The sequence below is a fragment of the Stenotrophomonas tumulicola genome (genome assembly GCF_014117215.1).
Lineage (GTDB): Bacteria > Pseudomonadota > Gammaproteobacteria > Xanthomonadales > Xanthomonadaceae > Stenotrophomonas > Stenotrophomonas tumulicola.
In genome coordinates, this window is the sequence record NZ_JACGXS010000013.1 from 1 (window position 1) to 16,649 (window position 16,649).

Sequence of the window (16,649 nt, forward strand, 5' to 3'; positions counted from 1 at the left end):
GAGTTCGGGGCATACGGGGTGGTTTCGCTGAACTTGCCGGTCTCGCCCAGGGTGCCGTAGACCTCGTCGGTGGACACGTGCAGGAAGCGGAATGCCTCGCCCTTGTCGGCTGGCAGTGCCTTCCAGTGATCACGCACCGCTTCCAGCAGGCCCAGGGTGCCGACCACGTTGGTCTGGATGAACGCGCCCGGGCCGTCGATGGAACGGTCCACGTGGCTCTCGGCGGCGAAGTTCAGCACCGCGTCGGGCTGGTGCTCGGCCAGCAGGCGCGACACCAGCGCACTGTCGCCGATATCGCCTTCCACGAACACGTGGTTGGCATTGCCTTCCAGGCTGGAGAGGGTCTTCAGGTTGCCGGCGTAGGTCAGGGCATCCAGGTTGATGACCTTGACGCCGCGGGCAACCGCCTCGAGGACGAAGTTGCCGCCAATGAATCCGGCACCGCCGGTGACTAGCCAAGTAGCAATAAGTGATCTCCTCGAAAAGGCAATATTAGACCGAACCGAGCATAGCAGGCCGCCTCATTGCCGGGGCAATGAGGCGGCCTGCCGAGCGCAAGAAACGGCGGATGGCAATGCTCTAACTAATCTGGCATTCACCAATGACATAGCAAGGAGCCGAACGATGTAGCAATCTATCAATGACGCTGTGCCCATGCTTAAAGTGGGACGTGGTATTTCTAGCTTGCTCTTGACATTGCGGCTCCCAATAGGGGGATGGCCGATGGAGTTTGGTGCGCAAGCGCCTGCTATAGGGCGAGCCTTCGTTCTTCATTAAGAAAAATTAACTAAGCGGCAGCACTAGAAGGAAAGCCATTGTATGAAAATAATTCCATTCGAGCAGTTGGGGGGAGTTGGCGATGGCGATATCCATACCGGAGCGGGCACTGACAATGCAAATGCATTTGATCTTGCAGTGAAAGCCGGGGAGTCTGGCGATTCGGTGGAGTTCGCAAAAGGCAAGCAATACAAGACGACTAGGCAGATCCCGATTCACAACATGAGTTGGACGGGGGATATGGCTGATCCCCCAGTGATCTTCGGGTGGTTCACATCGCGGGGCAAACGCATTATAGGAAGATCGCGCGAGCAAGAAATGAAAAAGGCGTCCATCTCGGGTTTGCGCTTCCATCGATGCGGGCCGCATGCGGAGCACGGAATCTTAATCGATAACATGGCAGCATTTGATTTCGATGGCTGGATCACGGCAAGCGCTGCTGCGGATGGGGAGATTAGAGGCGGCGCTATTGGAGTATCTGCTTTTCAGCCCAACAATCGACCATCCAAGAACGTGAATGTGAAGGCTCGTCTGAGTAATTCGGCAAACTTCGGTGTGCAATATGGCAATGTTTCGGGTGGGTCGATCCAAGTCATTGCCGAGAACTGTGTGCGGGAAGTGATTGGGATTGAGCCCTATTGCTTGGGCTGCAAGGACTTTACGGCAGCTCAGGTGGATTCCGATTCAATTCAATTGATTGGACATGGGTTATCTCCAGCACACCCGCTGATCTACGCACGCATGGACGCAAAAGAGGGCGTGGAGGGACTTCCTCGAGCAAATTATTGGTTTGTGATTGTAGTCGACTCTGACCATATCCGCCTGGCCTCAAGTAAAGAGGACGCAGTTGCAGGCAAGGCCGCTCAGTTGGGAAGGGTCCCGCTCGGCACCCATCGTCTATTCACATGTGGTGTAACAAAAAACATAAGAATACACGATAGTAGAATTAATAACTTAAACCCTCCAACTGAAAGTTGGGCGCGTGGACTGGACGGTGTTGTCGTATTCACGGCTACAAGTGGCGGATATGTTGAAAATATAGAAATAAAAAACGTTAAAATTCGGGATTTCGCCAATCGTGCGCCTGGGTACTGCGTAAGTTGGCTAGGGCTTTGGGACCTGGATATTACAGGGTTTGAATTATATGGAGGGCGGATCGGGGGTATTCGCGTTGGCAAAGGGACTCTGAATGGGTTGCGCAACTCGTCCGGTGAGTTGATAACGCCGAAAACGCCCACAGTAGTAACTCCCCGCGGTGGCAGCGTTCGAGGAAATGTAATTCGAGATTTTCCCCGATATGGAATTAGTGTCTTGGCCGGCACTGCAGTGGTTCGTGATAATCGCGGATCCTCCGCAGCCAAGGGGTCTGTCGGATTTGATTCGTTGCGGAGCCAAGGGAGTCAGTTGGCCACGGAGCAGGGTGGCAACAACTTTACTGTTCCTAACGGCCTTCCTTATCGCGCGCGGGTTCTGAAAGAACCACGTTAACAGCCGTGAGAGTATTGAGGTTCACGCAAAAAACACTATTGAAAGCAATAGGGAGTTGGGCAGCGTGTCCAGCCGATCAAAAGATGGTAGTGGTAGTGGAGTGTCGACAGGTTCCGTCGATCAATCAAAATCAACGTGACGGCAGAAATCGCTGCCGCCACTTGCGCATATCAATCACTGACAGGGCTGCCCGCCAGCTCATCATGCGAAGGCGAGGGTGCGATCTCCTCCCTCATCAATTCTCGGAGCAGCTTCGCCTCTGCCGCCGCCCAGCCAGGTGTTAGATGATTGTCGTCAAACATGAATGGCTCATTCTTATCATCAATATAGCTGCATCCTACTGCCTTGCAATTGAGCTCATACACGTTGAGATATCGTGTGTTACCTGTAGCAAAAGTTTTAGCCAGGAAGTCATTAAGGCGTTGCGCGCCCTCAACTTCATGAGAAGCCGGGTCAGCACCGACTTGGAGTAGCTTGAACAGCGGATGGTCATAAACCTTCGTTTGGCCAATCACATAGACCTGCCCTGCATTCATGGACAAGCGGTCGGTGGCTGACGCAATAAGCTTAGGTAAGGGCTTAATGTCAGGGGCCAAAGAGAACCAGTGAGCCGTCACTAGTACGATGTCGAAGTGCGTTGATGGAAGTATTTCGTTGTAGAACTTGTTCATTAACTCAGTACAGCGCTGAGCACCATGGGAACTCGGGACGGGAAGACAGCCCGAAGCTGTCACCTGTGATACGTCAAATTCAGTGAACTCGTCCTTCAATGATCTGGATAACTGGGCCGCATGGCTGTCGCCCAGGATCAGAAGCCGTGGCTTACTTCCTCGCGGGATACATTTGTCATCGAAGAGATCAACGCCATTACGGGAACTGCTGAGAAAGCAGGTGGCATTGAGGTTTCCGAATTGGTCTCGATGACGCGTAGTGCCAACATAGTTGGCGTAGCTATCCAGCTCTATGACCTGCTTTGGAAGCCAGTGCTTAGATAATTCAAGCTTTGAGACCAGAAACGCTGTCGCGATGATGACAAGTCCAATTGCGATCATCGACAGAAAGCGCGGCCTGAATCTCCTCTCGATAAAATGATGGCCTGCCATGCCTAGGATGACGGATATAACCAGCCCAATTCCCGACGATATGGGTGTGAAAGCAATTTGCTTTACATGGAAAAGGTGGGCAATGGGCCAGTGCGCCAAATAAATTGAATAAGAAGAATTTCCCAGCTTCTGAAATGGTTGAAACCGAAGAAAACTTCGTTCGTTACCAATGTTTGCGTGGAGTAGTAATGCTGCGGAAATGGTCGGAACGAGCGTCCAAGGGCCAGGCCAGCCCACAGAGCTCTTCGATACAAGGAAAAAAAGTACTATGCCGATTAATCCTGTCACCTCGGATAGGCGAGGAAAGCGGTTTCGAAGCGGAACTGCGGATGCGAAGGCGCCAATCAGCAGCTCCCATGCGCGCGTCGGAAGAAGATAGAAGGCTGGATTCTGAAACCGCGGAGCCAGAATCAGGCATGCGACGAGCGATCCAACTGCGAGTAATAGGTAGATTGCCCACAACGGAATGATGCGGCGAAAGATGTTGCCAGAAAAAATTATCAGGGGGAAGAATATGTAAAACTGCCACTCAAGAGAAAGCGACCATGTGTGAAGCAGCGAGAAGGAGTCGGCTGCAGCGCCAAAGTATCCGCTTGTGGACTTCCAATAGAAGATGTTGCTTGTGAACGTAAGGGCCGCAAGCACCTCTCTAGCCACGGAAGATAATGCGCTCGGAGCTGAGAATGGCAATAACAGAAGAAACGTCGCTGCGGAAAAAAAGGCCAGGGCTGGATAGATGCGATTGAGGCGGCGAGAGTAGAAATCCATCGCTCCCGCCCAGAACGGAGCAGACTTCCGATAGATCTCGTTCATGAGAAATCCGGAAATGACAAAAAAAACATCTACGCCTGCATAGCCGCCATAGCCGAACTGGTATTTAAAATGATAGATGGCTACCATCATTACCGCGATGGCCCGCAGCCCATTGATATCCAAACGAAACTTTGGAGTGGACGTGGATGTGGTGGCTGACTGTGGGATTGGTAGAGTCATTTTGTGTGCGTGGCAATCAATAATTCATATTCGGAAAGTACCTGTGGCCAGGTTAGTCCGTCTTGGAATCGGCGGCGGCTACCGCCTTGCATCCGATCAATCATCGTCGCGTCAATGTTGTTTAGTATCACGCCCAAAGATTCAGCATCAGTAAAATACTCTGCGCAATCTCCAGCGACCCATCGATTAAAACGGTTGTCGTGCGCAATTACAGCATTTCCTGCTCCAAGCGCCTCCACCAGAGAAGGGTTGGTGCCGCCAACCTGATGGCCATGTACATATGCCAGGCAATGGTATCTGATGGCGCGGACGATTTCGCCATCGTAGATCGCGCCGGCGAAGATCACGTCATCACTTGCGGCATCCAGGATACTTGCTTGATAGGAGTTGCTTCTATCGTAATTGCCTAGAACAAGTAACTTTAGATCCCTGCTACGGCTTGAAAATCCTTGGACGATCTCGAGAATCGAGTTCTCTGGCTCTGGCCGCGCAATTACAGTCAGATATTTTCCAGATTGCAATCCCCACTGCTCCAAGGCAGTTGTCTCTGCCTCTAAGACGTGGGGTGCGCCATACGGAATAGTCGTAATCTTACTTTCACGGGCGCGCGAACTTAGGTGGCGCTTAATTTCTGGATGATCTGCGATCAAATGGGTGCCCAGCCAGCAGCCAGCCCAGTCGTTCATCCAGAACCATAATTTAGCCATGGAGCCCCACTTTGCGCGGGCCCATTCTATGCCATCCATGTTAATCAGGCATGGTATTCCGCGCAGCCGTAGCAAGGACATGAAAACCGCAGTGTTGTATCCGAGAATGAGGCACGGTTCAGCCGCGGCAGCAGCATGTAGCGTCGACTTGAGATCGAAGGCGATAGTCCCAGCGGGGCCAGTCTGGGAAACAGGGAAGTGCACGCGAGTGATGCCCTCCCATGAGTCGGTCCAAGGCTTGCCGTGACCATCTTCTTGGCAATAGACGGTGACGTTCCAACCTTTTTCTACCAAATAAAGCGAAAGGTACTCAGCAAACGTTTCAAATCCGCCGTGCGCAGCTGGCACGCCTCTTATACCGAGTATTCTCAATGACTTGCTCAATGCAGCGACCTCATTTCAGATGAGTCTGGCTGTTGCAAATTTCTCTGATGGAGACATGCGTACGCCAGAAAGAAGAAGAAGGAAAGATCCGTGAGTGAGAATGCGGTGATTGAGAAGACGGTGAACGCTGAGAACGCGAAGCCCGTCACTACCCAGCTTCCTGACAACTCCCTTAGCATTGTGCCGACGTAGAGGCTTATTAGTACTAGCCCAATCAAGCCGAAGTCATAATAAAATGAATAAATTAGACTAAATCCGGAATAGTAGAGCCATTCGCCAGTTAGTGGGTTGTAATAATGCAATGCGCCATTGCCAAGATATGATGTGGGTGAAAAAATCATATCCCCTAGTGGCGCGAAACGCTGCGCCTGGTTGTCTCCGTAGCGGTAGTCGTATGTGTCGTGAAGGTTGCTCATAAAGGCGGCGTAGACCTCTTGGGCTTTTGTAGCTAGGATGACCACTATAATGATGAGGAATAGGCCGGCCAGCGCGCGCAGCGGAATACGGAATCTACTTGCTGCTGTGCCTCTATAGAAAAGTGTCGCCATGATGGCGAGTGGGAAATAGGCTTGGGCTGCTTTTGATCCGGACATGTAAACAACTAGGCCAGAGAATGCAACTGCGGCCAACTTCCATCTAAGGCGCAAAGGCGATGAGAGAAAAAGCACTGTTGAAATAGCGCAGAAAACAGCCAAAGAGCCATCTGACTTCACAAAAAAAGTGCCAGATGTGATGTCAGTGCGGCTGATATCGCCAGCGGCGATGGAGATTAGCTGGTCAGCGAAGAAGCTTTGTATGATGACTGCCACTGCTTGCAACGCCAAGGTCGCTATCAGGATCATGTAGACGGTTCTATACGAACCGATCGCGCCCTTGGAGACGGCCATTTTTGCTGTTCTGACTGCGATCAGGGGGCAAGCGAGGTAGTAGGTGTAAACGAGTACGCCCGGTAGACTGCTGCCGTTGTATACGATGCCGGCGTAGATGAACAGTGCGATGCCAAAGAGCAGCATTTCACTACGGGATGGCATGGTTATGCCATTGGATACGAGGTAAACAAGGCAAGCAAGTAGCGCGACGTAATTGGTTTGCGTAGGGCTGACGATGCCCAAAAATTGCAATGGTCCACCTATCAAAAAGGCGATAGCAATGAAGATATAGAGTGGCAGATTTTTAGTTCTAAGGTACATGCTGGCCGATATCTTCAAGGGCTTGGGCTTCTATGTTTCGTATGGCGGAAAGCGGACCAGCAATCTTCGTGTCCCATCTGACCGAGTGATCAACGCTGTTACGGATGTTGGGCACGAGGGTGTCGTCACTCGCAGTGGCCAACATTGAGACGCAAAGCTCCCTGAGGGCTTCTTCATCAAGGCCGCTATAGTCGGAAATATATTTATTTGTAATCTCGAACTCTGCTGAGGTCATTACGGGGCGTCCCCAGGCGAGATATTGGTATAGCTTTAGTGGAGATTCGTCATGGCGCTTGTCGGCTAAATAAGGGATCAAGCCCACTCGGAAGCTTGCTGCCTTTGTGTATGCATCAGCGGCATTGAAACCACCGAATAGCGTCACGCCAGAAAGGCTCGCGAGTTGATTGCCGACGCTTGCATCGTAGACTTCGCCGTGAATCGCGGTGCTGTAGCCCAATCCCGATAGCCTGGCTACCAAGGCAACATCGAATTTGTCGGTTACAAAACCCATGAAGCCAAAGTCATGTTCCGGGTTGATTGCCTGATCCAGTCCAGCTTCTTGACGCAGCAGCGGCAAACCGTTGGGGAGGACGTTGAAGCATGCCGATGATGCCCTATCGACGGCATTCAACGCTCCCTGGGAGACAGCAGTAATCAGATCTGCACTTGTACTTATTGTCCGATACTTGGTCGCAACAATATTTCTCTCTTGGTTGGAGAAACGATTATGCTTGGCGAAGTTGTCGATCAAATCATACCAGATGACATCGAAATCTAGCAGATGGTATGGAATTCGGGATAGCGGAGTAAAGTCAAGAAGGACATTGAGATGGCCTTTCTTCTTCAACCTTGAAATTCTCTCTACCCATCCGCTATAGCAGCCGGCAACCCAGCGACGTTTGAAGAGGGGGCCAATTGGATCGGGCGAAGTTACATCGATCCATTCGACGCCCGGGAATTCGGCCGATGGTGATTGCCCAATATGTTGACTTTTAACGCCGAGAATGCGCTCATGCAATGATACGGGGCGATTGAAGACATTCACAGAGGCAACGTCTGGAGATGCTCCTAATGCCTGGATGATATGGAGGTCGCGCACTGCCACGCCATACCGCTCGGCAAAGTAGCGGTCACGATATGGGAGGACTACAAAGTTAATATTTTTCAAAGGCACTTCCATTTCGCTGCAAGTGACGTCCGCTCAGCGTAGAGGTGTTCCGCCGAGGGCGAGGCGAGCCTTCTCATATCGGGCGACAATTCCTAAGCTCAGCTTCATCGCCAGCACCTGCCACGAGCGCAGGAGACTAACGTGTTCAGTTGCCGAGTTCATCAGTAGCTTTAGGTTTTGGCTCGCCCCGTACTGCTGGTTGATAGTGCGCTGGGAGGAATGGTTCGGATACCGACCATCTACGAGGCGCCTTCCTCCGATCACGCGACGGCGCTTCTTCACGAGCCCGCGATAGGACGCACGGGCAGGATGCCGAACAAGTACATCTGGTGCGAAATGGAGCTGACCTCCGGCCATTGCATATCGTCGACTCCAATCATAGTCGCCGCCAGAGAGTAGTCCGCCGTCAAAATGTCCTGTGGCGTCAAAGGCGTCTCGCCGAACGATTAGATTTGCTGTAGCTGCAAAACCTAGCTCGGTAACGTAGATGCGCTGCTTCAGAGAGAATATAGATTCATATATCTCGGCAGAATTAGGGGTCTCACTCAGAGTGACCTCGATATCCCCACCTATTGCTTGCCAGTTGGGATTCTGGGCCATGAGTCGGTGGGAATTTTTCAGCCAGTCGCTGTCGGGCAGACAGTCAGCATCCGTGAACGCTAGCACATCGCCCTTGGCGTGCTCGACGCCTGTGTTGCGGGCATTGTAGGAGCCTGGCTTTGACTCTTGCACGCATCGACAGAATGGAAAGAGCCGGGTGATCTCACTGGCCGGTGTCTTGGAGCCATTATCGACGACCACGACTTCGAACGCATCTTTCCCAATGCTTTGTGCGTCGAGTGATGCAAGACAGAGCCGTAGCTCGGTGTTGTTGTTGTAGGTCGGGATGATGACGCTAATGAACATTCGCACCTCGGCTGCAAATTGGGAGCTATGAAAGTTTAGGCAAGCGTGGCGTCAACGCGCTTCCACATCTCAGCTACCAGAGACTTTTGGGTCTCCACATGTCCTTCTATGATTTCCGTCGCTTTCTCTATTTGCCCAGGCTGGAGGAGAAGTCGCACTTTGTCAGCGATCGAGCCGGCTACTTGGGGGTCTGCCAGAAGGTCTGCCGAGCCATAGTCTGCAAGTAGCTCTTCATATTTGTGAGACCAACCCATGGCTACAACGGGAATGCCTTGGGATAGAGCGCTGACCAGCCCATGAAAACGGGAGCTAATGACGATGGAGCATTTCCCGATGACGTACTTGATCTCCAGCGCATCATCTGTTCGGAGGATCTCCAAAGCGTTTCCAAGCTTCTGATTGACCAACTCTGCGAGACGCAAGTCGGCGGCACCCTCATGCAAAAGTAGAAAGGGATTCATCCCGTTCTCCAGCAGTGTTTGAACAGCCTCTGTAAGGCCTACGACGTATGCTTCCTCCGATATGCGTCCCATCTGGATCATCTTGCTGTTCGGGATCACGCACGGCCTGCCTGCGAAGGCCTCTCTTCCAGGGTACGAAGGGACCTTGACGAGGTTGGTGAAGTCGGGCGACTTGAAAGCTTTTCCCGGACTGACTTTCTCGAGGTGGGAGAAAGACTGATTGTCTCGCGCGAAGACGAGATCGGCATGTTCAAGGATCGTCGCCATTTCCGAGCGGATAGCGTCACTTGTGAAGGGGCCAAAGGCTTGAGGGAGCAAGATGACCTTCTTTCCCGCCGCCTTCCATTTGCGCAAACGCTTACCCAAGCGTTCGCGCGCCTTGCGCGCGCCCCACTGGTCACCATAGGCAAAGCCCGAGGCATCGATGATCGTGTTGATCTCGCTGTCAAGGACCAGGCCGAACTTGCGGCGCAAGGTGCGTGGGATAAGTCGGAAGATCCAGGACGCATCTACTGCGCGGCCCCGGACTTCGAAGCTCGTTTTTTGCCACAGGCCGTAGCGCGCACGTCCAACGTATCCCGTATTCGGCTCGACGACAAACATACTGGGATGCTCGGACTCGAAGTGCTGAAGAACCGAATGCAGCATGAGTTCGGCCCCCTTGTTTGGGATACCAATGCCTTTGATCTCGATGACTTTCATTGCGCGGGATTCCGTTCGGATTGGGCGGGGGCAGGCGGCGACGGCTCCTCAAAGTTATAGCGTCGCATGATCGAAAGGCTCTTCTTGGTCGAGTTGGCGACCATGCCTTCGGCGTCTGGGTAACCCAGGGCGACCAACATGATGGGCCGCTCATCGGGCTGAAGATCCAACAACTTCTGCATCTTCTGCTCACGGTCCTCAATATCTGGCCAATTGATGCAGCAAGAACCCAAGCCTTGGACCTCTAGGGCATAAACGAACGACATTATCGCAAGAGAGCCATCAATGTAGATGAGATGACGATCGCGCTCACTGAAGTAGTTTCGCTGTTTGCCTATCACAACCGCCAAGGCCGGAACCTGATGCCCGAAGCCCGATGTCCCCATGGGTAGCTTGATAATCTTGGAGACGAGGTCTGGGTTGTCAAAGACGCGAAACTCAAACGGTTGGCGGTTGCAGGCGCTTGGTGAATATGCTGCGACTTCAATTGCCTTGTCAATCAGGTGCCTGGGCACGGCGTCGGGCATGAACCACCGGACCGAGCGGCGATATTCTGCCAACTTGAGAAGCTGCTCATAGCTAACGGTTGGTTGCTCACTGCGCGAGCGCAGATATGGTGTCCGCGGATGAGGGTCTGCAGTGTGCAGAATGGACGCCGTGGTCTGTGAAACGACCTCGCGCAATGGATCGATTATGGCGTGTTGGGGAGTAATTGACATGTACTCTTCGAGCACATCACGCGCCCAAAGCAGCTCATTGATCTCGGCACCGGCGTTGGCCGCGCGCGAATATGCAAGTACCGTTTCCTTGATGTAGTCAAGGCCAAATGGAAGGCGCCTGGGCCGCATTAGAAGGCCCTTTTCAAGTCGATGGACATTGCGGCGCAAGAGACTGGTATTGCCAGACGGGTTCCGCAATGATTCAAGATACCGGCGGCGTCCATGTAGAACCGCGCGATGCTCGCGGCCAAAGTTGCCCTGAAGCGCATAATACAGATTGGAAAGCGGGCGACTCCCAGCAGCGAGGCGGGCAGCTGACGAGTCGACGGTTCCAATGATCCACTTTATGGTGCGCTTTACGGGTCGCAGTGCGGCCTTTATCCTGCTTGACGATGTTGTCATTTCTTAATCATCCGTAGCATGGTGTAGTAGTCCTTGAGCGTCTTCTTGCCGCCGGGAAGTAGTAATACGGCAACCAGAAAGAGGGCAAGGAAGACTGCGGCGGAGGAACCCAATTGGATCCAATTGGAGGCGGTCATCACCAAATATTGGGTGGAAATGAAAGCCCCGATTGCGGCCACTATCGTTGCCGTCAGCGGAATGGCTATTGAGGAGAAGAAGTCTAATGGCCTTAACGGTGTCTCTCTGAAAAAGTAGACCAGAGATGGATAGAGAATCAGGTAGTTTGCAATAGCGTATGCAAGCGCCACGCCTGTCGGGCCCCAACTCACTCCGATGAGAAATGCCACGCTGACTACAGCAGCATTAACGATCCCCCATGCCAGATAGAGCCTTGTCTGTCCCAGGCTCAAAAGCACAAGGCCCCTTAAGCTGGCGACGGGCTGAATGAATCCTGTTATCCCTAAAAGGGCAAATATAGGTGCGACAGCGATCCATTGTTTGCCGAGCGCGATGCTAACTACATTTTCTGAATTGATTATCAGGAACGCCATGAGTGGCATGGAGAGGAATGCAAGCAGTGACGCGATTCTGCAGTAGAAAGTTCGAAACTCCGCCGGATTATGTTGTAGGCGGCTGAGGACAGGAAATGCAATTGCATTGATCGGCGCCCTGAGGCTGCTGATCGGAAGCATCATCATTTGGTAGGCGCGACTATAATGGCCAAGAGATTCCGCTCCCCATACGCGGCCGATGAGTACGCTATCGAGATTTCGATGGAAATAGTTCACGAGTTCAAAAGCAGTTACATTTGCGCCGAATCCGAGTAGCTCTCTGATGCCTCCTGTCCTTTTGGGCATGCTGGGTCTGAATTTCGATCCTTTCAGGTACATCAACGTGGTTAGAGCAGCGCCCAGCACGGTTCCCCAGGCCAGAGACCAGAAGCCCTGATCAAACAGGGCAAGAGTGATTGAAACGACAAGCGTGAGCAGCGCGCCTGCGACATCTCCTGCTACCTTTGGCCCAAAGCGTAACTCTCGCTGCATCAGTGCCGAGTGCTGGGCACCAATGCTAGAGATTACGAAGGTAGTCGCGAGCAGAAGGGTCACCGGTTGCAACTCAGGCCGATCGTAGAACCATGCAATCAATGGCGCAGAGGCCATGGTCAGCAGGGTTAGTAGCCCTCCGGCAGCCACGTTTAACCAGAAAAGTGCATTGGTATGTTCGTCAGAGAGCTCCCCCTTTTGGATCGAGGCTGCAGACAAGCCCATATCCCGGAAGAGTCCCATGAACGCAGTGATCGCCGTGATCATTGCGATGATGCCGAAATCATCAGGCGCGAGGAGCCGTGAAAGCACGACGATGGAGCAGATCTGGATCATGATCGTGCTCAGTCGCGCTGCCATGGAGATTGCGCCGCCGCGAACCGCCTTCTTCTTTAAGTCGGTGGTGGTCTCTTCTGTGGACATTCTGGTTGTCAATCCGCGCCGAAAAGATCGCGGGTGTAAACCTTGTTCCGGACATCGTGTAGGTCTGGTGTAACACGATTGGCGACGATTATGTCCGCCTGCTCTTTGAAGGAGGCAAGGTCATTGACTACACGTGAGCGATAAAAATCGCCGGTCGTGAGGACTGGCTCATGAACAATCACCTCGATTCCCTTTGCTTTGACGCGCTTCATGACGCCTTGAATTGCAGACGCACGGAAGTTGTCGGAACCGGATTTCATTACTAGGCGATAGACACCAACAATCTTGGGGCTGCGACGAATGATTTCGTCTGCGATGAAGTCCTTGCGAGTGCGATTGGACTCCACAATCGCGTGTATCAAATTTTGAGGAACTTCTTTGTAGTTAGCCAGCAACTGCTTGGTGTCCTTCGGCAGGCAATAGCCGCCGTACCCGAATGATGGGTTGTTGTAATGCCCGCCAATGCGCGGATCCAAGCTGACGCCTTCGATGATCTGGCGTGTATCCATTCCATGCGCGGACGCATATGTATCCAGTTCGTTGAAGTACGCAACACGCATAGCCAGGTAGGTATTCGCGAATAGTTTGATCGCCTCGGCTTCAGTCGCATCGGTGAACAGCACCGGTACGTCCTTGCGGATGGCACCTTCCTTCAGTAATTCAGCAAACACTGCCGCCCGGTCGGAGCGTTCGCCCACGATGATCCGGCTGGGGTGCAGATTGTCATATAGCGCCTTGCCTTCACGCAGGAACTCCGGCGAGAAGATGATGTTCTCGGTGTTGAAGCGCTTGCGCAACTCCGCAGTGCAACCAACTGGCACGGTGGACTTGATGATCATTACCGCATCCGGGTTGATCTCCAGCACGTCTCGGATCACCGATTCCACCGAGCCGGTATTGAAATAGTTGGTCTGGGGGTCGTAATCGGTCGGCGTGGCGATGATCACGAAGGCCGCGCCTTCGTAAGCCTGTCGACGATCCAGCGTGGCCACCAGGTTCAACGTTTTGTTGGCCAGGAAATCCTCGATTTCCCGATCTTCAAGTGGCGCCTGTCGAGTGTTGATCTTCTCGACCCGCTCAGCATTGATATCAAATGCAACAACTTGGTGGTGCTGGGACAACAGAACCGCATTGGACAGGCCTACATAGCCTGTCCCGGCCACGGCAATCTTCATTGAGGGGATCCTTGTATCTCAAGCGCGCTGTAGGTGAAGGACGGGGGCGGCGCATCCAGCAAGCATGCGCTTCCCCTCAAGCGCGCTACTGTTCGCCGCCCCACAATGATATGGAACTCAGTCCGCAAGACCGACTTGTGGGGGCCATTCCTGCAGGCGTAGGGGATCGTACTACAAGAGGGCGGGCAATTTCCCACACGGATGTCGGGGAGAATCGAGGGACTCATGCTGGGCGGTACCCACCAGCGGCCCCGGCGCTCAAGGCCAATAGCAAAGCCTCCCTGTGCATCATTCCGCTGCTCCTTCAGTCGTATTGATCCTCACAAACGTGAGGCTGCACCCAATCCCTGTCACGGCTCCCTGCGGTGGCAGTTGGGGGCGGGGATGATAACAGCGAAGGACGGCGGGAGGTGTTGCTGGGGAGCTAGTGCTACTGATGCATCTTCACGCCCTGAATCCGAATCGCATCGTACTTTACCCATCGCGTCGGAGCATGCTTAGGGTCGCGCGGGCGATGCGATCCGCGTAGACTGACGCGCTCGGCAATAGTTAAGAATCGCCAAGTCATTGATAAGTAAAGGCCTGGGCTCGCTCCTAAGACCTGCTTTCGCTTATCGAGACATCGTTTTGGTTGCCGGAAAGTGTACCGATGACTGCCTTGCTGTAGAAATTTGACCGAGCAGCCAGACGCCAAGTTGGGCTGTTCCTGAATTAAGTGGAAGCGATGACAAAACAAACGGATTCACGTGCGGTCAGCAGGGATGATGAGATCGATCTGCGGGAACTGCTTGGTGTTCTCATAGATCGGAAGTGGTTGATCATCGGTACCACCGCGGTGTTTCTCATCGTGGGTGCGTTGTATGCGCTGCTGGCTTCGCCAGTGTATCGGGCGCAATCCATGGTCCAGGTCGAATCAAAATTGCCGGCCATCCCAGGCATTTCCGATCTTGCTTCCATGGGCAGCACAACCAGTGCCGCTGCGACCACTGAGGTCGCGCTGCTGACTTCACGGACTGTCATAGGGACGGCCGTGGATCAGTTGCAGTTGGACATCGTTGCAACGCCGCGTCGCTTTCCGATTCTTGGCAACTATTTCGCGCGTCGGTTTGAGCCTGAGACTCCAGATGCGGTTGCGCCTCCGCGCTTCGGGGCGAGCAGCTATGGTTGGGGCGGCGAGTCGCTGCAGATTCATCGTCTTGAGGTGCCGAATGAACTCATTGGTGCGCCGTTGGTGCTGCAGTCGGGCGCTGCCGGCAGCTTTGTGCTGTACAACGATGACGGCGAAGAGATTCTCCGCGGGCAGGCAGGCAAATCTGCCACAGGCCAAGGCGTGACTTTGGATGTGTTGGCGTTGCGAGCCAACCCGGATACCCGGTTTGATCTGGTCAAGCTGCGTCGCTTTGATGTGGTCTCCCAATTGCAGCAGACTGTACAAGCGGCTGAGCAGGGCAAGGAGTCTGGCATTCTGCAGCTCGGCTATGAGAACGAAGATCCAGTCGCTGCCGAGGCGGTAGTTGCCCGAGTTGCCGATGCTTATGTCCGCCAGAACGTGGAGCGCAGCTCGGCCGAAGCGGCGTCACAGCTGGAGTTCGTCAAGGAGCAATTGCCGGTGATCCGCCGCCAGGTGGAAGAGGCTCAGGTGGCGATGACCGCCTACCAGTCCAAGGCAAACTCCGTGGATATCACCATGCAGACCAAGGGGCTGCTGGATCAGGAAGTGGCAGTGGAGGCCAGCATCCAGCAGTTGCGCCTGAAGCAGGCGGAGATGGATCGTAGTTTCACCCGCGAACATCCGGCTTATCGGGCGCTCCTCTCGCAGATTTCCAGTCTGGAAGGGCGCAAGGCTGGCTTCCAGCGTGATGTTGGCAACCTGCCCGACACCCAGCAGGAACTGCTGCGCTTGACCCGCGATCTGCAGGTCAGCAATGAGATGTACACCGCGTTGCTCAATCAGGCCCAACAACTGGACGTGGCGCGTGCGGGTGCGGTGGGTAACGTACGGATTGTCGATCCGGCCGCGGTAGACATTGCCAACCCGGTGAAGCCGCGCAAGGCGCTGATCGTGGCTATCGCCACGCTGCTCGGTGCCTTCTTCTCCGTCGCTTTCGTCTTGCTTCAGCGCATGCTCAACCCGGGTATCGAAGATCCCGCGGACATCGAAGAACTCGGCTTGCCGATCTACGCCGCCATCCCGCTCAGCGTGTCCAGTGCCATGCCCAAGCTGCGCAAGGGTAAGCACGGCACCCGCGTGGTGGCCGACGGCCGCCAGCATCTCTTGGCAGTCACTGATCCGGCGGATCCCGCCGTGGAAGCCCTGCGCAGCCTGCGGACCAGCCTTCATTTCGCGATGCTGGAAGCCAAGAACAACGTCCTGGCCATCTCTGGTCCGCGTCCCGGCGTGGGCAAGACCTTCGTGTCCGGCAACCTTGCTGCGGTGATTGCCCAGGCGGGCCAGCGCGTGCTGGTGATCGATGCGGACATGCGCAAGGGCACCCTGCATAAGATTTTGGGCACCTCCAACCAGAACGGACTTTCAGACGTGCTGGGCGGCAAGCTTGCGGTAGAGGCAGCGATTCATGCGTTGCCAGGCCAGGAGAACATGCACTACATGGTGCGTGGCGACGTTCCGCCCAACCCGGCAGAACTGCTGATGCACCCACGCTTCCAGCAGATGCTGGAGTCGCTGTCGCAGCAGTACGATCTGGTGATCGTGGATACGCCGCCGATCCTGGCCGTTACCGATGCTGCGCTGGTGTCGACCCATGCAGGCTCCACCTTGTTGGTCACCCGCTTTGGCGTGAACCAGGCGAAGGAGATCCTGCTGACCATGCAGCGCTTTGAGCAGAACGGCGTGCAGGTGAAGGGCGCCATCTTCAACGCGGTTGAGAAGCGCGCTACCGGCTATTACAGCTATGGCTACTACGAGTACGCTTCGGACGACAAAGGCTGAGGCCTGCGTTTGATCTGGTATTGAGGGGCCCGGTGCATTGCACCGGGCCTTTTCGTTT

At 54.1% G+C, this 16,649-nt stretch carries 12 protein-coding genes; 2 read left to right on the forward strand and 10 right to left on the reverse strand.

What is annotated here, in order from left to right; all coding sequences use genetic code 11:
- On the reverse strand, nucleotides 1–467 hold a 467-nt coding region (locus H4O11_RS17210), incomplete at its 3' end, for a GDP-mannose 4,6-dehydratase (protein WP_182341647.1).
- Between the two features lie 352 nt (nucleotides 468–819).
- On the opposite strand from H4O11_RS17210, the gene H4O11_RS17215 reads away from it, so the two are divergent.
- Nucleotides 820–2,265, forward strand: a complete 1,446-nt coding sequence (locus tag H4O11_RS17215; RefSeq protein WP_182341362.1) for a hypothetical protein — start codon at nucleotides 820–822, stop codon at nucleotides 2,263–2,265.
- Between the two features lie 170 nt (nucleotides 2,266–2,435).
- On the opposite strand, the gene H4O11_RS17220 is transcribed toward H4O11_RS17215, so the two are convergent.
- The 9 genes from H4O11_RS17220 to H4O11_RS17260 are packed head-to-tail and all read right to left on the reverse strand — an operon-like array spanning nucleotide 2,436 to nucleotide 13,641.
- Nucleotides 2,436–4,304 carry an acyltransferase family protein gene (locus tag H4O11_RS17220; protein ID WP_182341365.1) on the reverse strand — a complete coding sequence of 623 codons (1,869 nt, stop codon included), beginning with the start codon at nucleotides 4,302–4,304 and terminating at the stop codon, nucleotides 2,436–2,438.
- Between the two features lie 53 nt (nucleotides 4,305–4,357).
- On the reverse strand, nucleotides 4,358–5,452 hold the full coding sequence (locus H4O11_RS17225) for a DUF1972 domain-containing protein (RefSeq protein ID WP_182341367.1): 1,095 nt from the start codon (nucleotides 5,450–5,452) through the stop codon (nucleotides 4,358–4,360).
- Complete coding sequence (locus H4O11_RS17230; protein WP_182341370.1) at nucleotides 5,449–6,660, reverse strand: hypothetical protein; 1,212 nt, start codon at nucleotides 6,658–6,660, stop codon at nucleotides 5,449–5,451. Before H4O11_RS17230 ends, H4O11_RS17225 begins: the two co-directional genes overlap by 4 nt.
- The gene (locus H4O11_RS17235; protein WP_182341373.1) at nucleotides 6,632–7,822 is read right to left on the reverse strand and encodes a glycosyltransferase family protein; all 1,191 of its coding nucleotides are present in this window, start codon (nucleotides 7,820–7,822) and stop codon (nucleotides 6,632–6,634) included. Before H4O11_RS17235 ends, H4O11_RS17230 begins: the two co-directional genes overlap by 29 nt.
- Nucleotides 7,823–7,843: 21 nt before the next feature.
- Entirely contained in the window at nucleotides 7,844–8,716 is an 873-nt protein-coding gene (locus H4O11_RS17240) for a glycosyltransferase family 2 protein (RefSeq protein ID WP_182341376.1), read from the reverse strand.
- Nucleotides 8,717–8,751: 35 nt separating this feature from the next.
- A complete protein-coding gene (locus H4O11_RS17245) occupies nucleotides 8,752–9,879 on the reverse strand; it encodes a polysaccharide pyruvyl transferase family protein (protein ID WP_182341379.1) in 1,128 nt (375 codons plus the stop codon).
- Complete coding sequence (locus tag H4O11_RS17250; RefSeq protein ID WP_182341382.1) at nucleotides 9,876–11,000, reverse strand: nitroreductase family protein; 1,125 nt, start codon at nucleotides 10,998–11,000, stop codon at nucleotides 9,876–9,878. The genes H4O11_RS17245 and H4O11_RS17250 overlap by 4 nt, the downstream gene beginning before the upstream one ends.
- Nucleotides 10,997–12,466 (reverse strand): lipopolysaccharide biosynthesis protein, encoded by a 1,470-nt coding sequence (locus tag H4O11_RS17255; RefSeq protein ID WP_182341384.1) that lies wholly within the window; start codon nucleotides 12,464–12,466, stop codon nucleotides 10,997–10,999. The genes H4O11_RS17250 and H4O11_RS17255 overlap by 4 nt, the downstream gene beginning before the upstream one ends.
- An 8-nt stretch (nucleotides 12,467–12,474) precedes the next feature.
- The gene (locus H4O11_RS17260; protein ID WP_182341399.1) at nucleotides 12,475–13,641 is read right to left on the reverse strand and encodes a nucleotide sugar dehydrogenase; all 1,167 of its coding nucleotides are present in this window, start codon (nucleotides 13,639–13,641) and stop codon (nucleotides 12,475–12,477) included.
- A 724-nt stretch (nucleotides 13,642–14,365) separates the two neighbouring features.
- Here H4O11_RS17260 and H4O11_RS17265 point away from each other — a divergent pair.
- Complete coding sequence (locus tag H4O11_RS17265; RefSeq protein WP_182341402.1) at nucleotides 14,366–16,591, forward strand: polysaccharide biosynthesis tyrosine autokinase; 2,226 nt, start codon at nucleotides 14,366–14,368, stop codon at nucleotides 16,589–16,591.
- The last annotated feature ends 58 nt before the right edge of the window (nucleotides 16,592–16,649 follow it).

Excerpts from the sequence above, each read along its gene's own strand:
- H4O11_RS17215 (WP_182341362.1), top strand. The coding sequence starts at position 820 with ATGAAAATAATTCCATTCGAGCAGTTGGGGGGAGTTGGCGATGGCGAT.
- H4O11_RS17235 (WP_182341373.1), bottom strand. The coding sequence starts at position 7,822 with ATGGAAGTGCCTTTGAAAAATATTAACTTTGTAGTCCTCCCATATCGT.
- H4O11_RS17240 (WP_182341376.1), bottom strand. The coding sequence starts at position 8,716 with ATGTTCATTAGCGTCATCATCCCGACCTACAACAACAACACCGAGCTA.
- H4O11_RS17245 (WP_182341379.1), bottom strand. The coding sequence starts at position 9,879 with ATGAAAGTCATCGAGATCAAAGGCATTGGTATCCCAAACAAGGGGGCC.
- H4O11_RS17250 (WP_182341382.1), bottom strand. The coding sequence starts at position 11,000 with ATGACAACATCGTCAAGCAGGATAAAGGCCGCACTGCGACCCGTAAAG.
- H4O11_RS17255 (WP_182341384.1), bottom strand. The coding sequence starts at position 12,466 with ATGTCCACAGAAGAGACCACCACCGACTTAAAGAAGAAGGCGGTTCGC.
- H4O11_RS17260 (WP_182341399.1), bottom strand. The coding sequence starts at position 13,641 with ATGAAGATTGCCGTGGCCGGGACAGGCTATGTAGGCCTGTCCAATGCG.
- H4O11_RS17265 (WP_182341402.1), top strand. The coding sequence starts at position 14,366 with ATGACAAAACAAACGGATTCACGTGCGGTCAGCAGGGATGATGAGATC.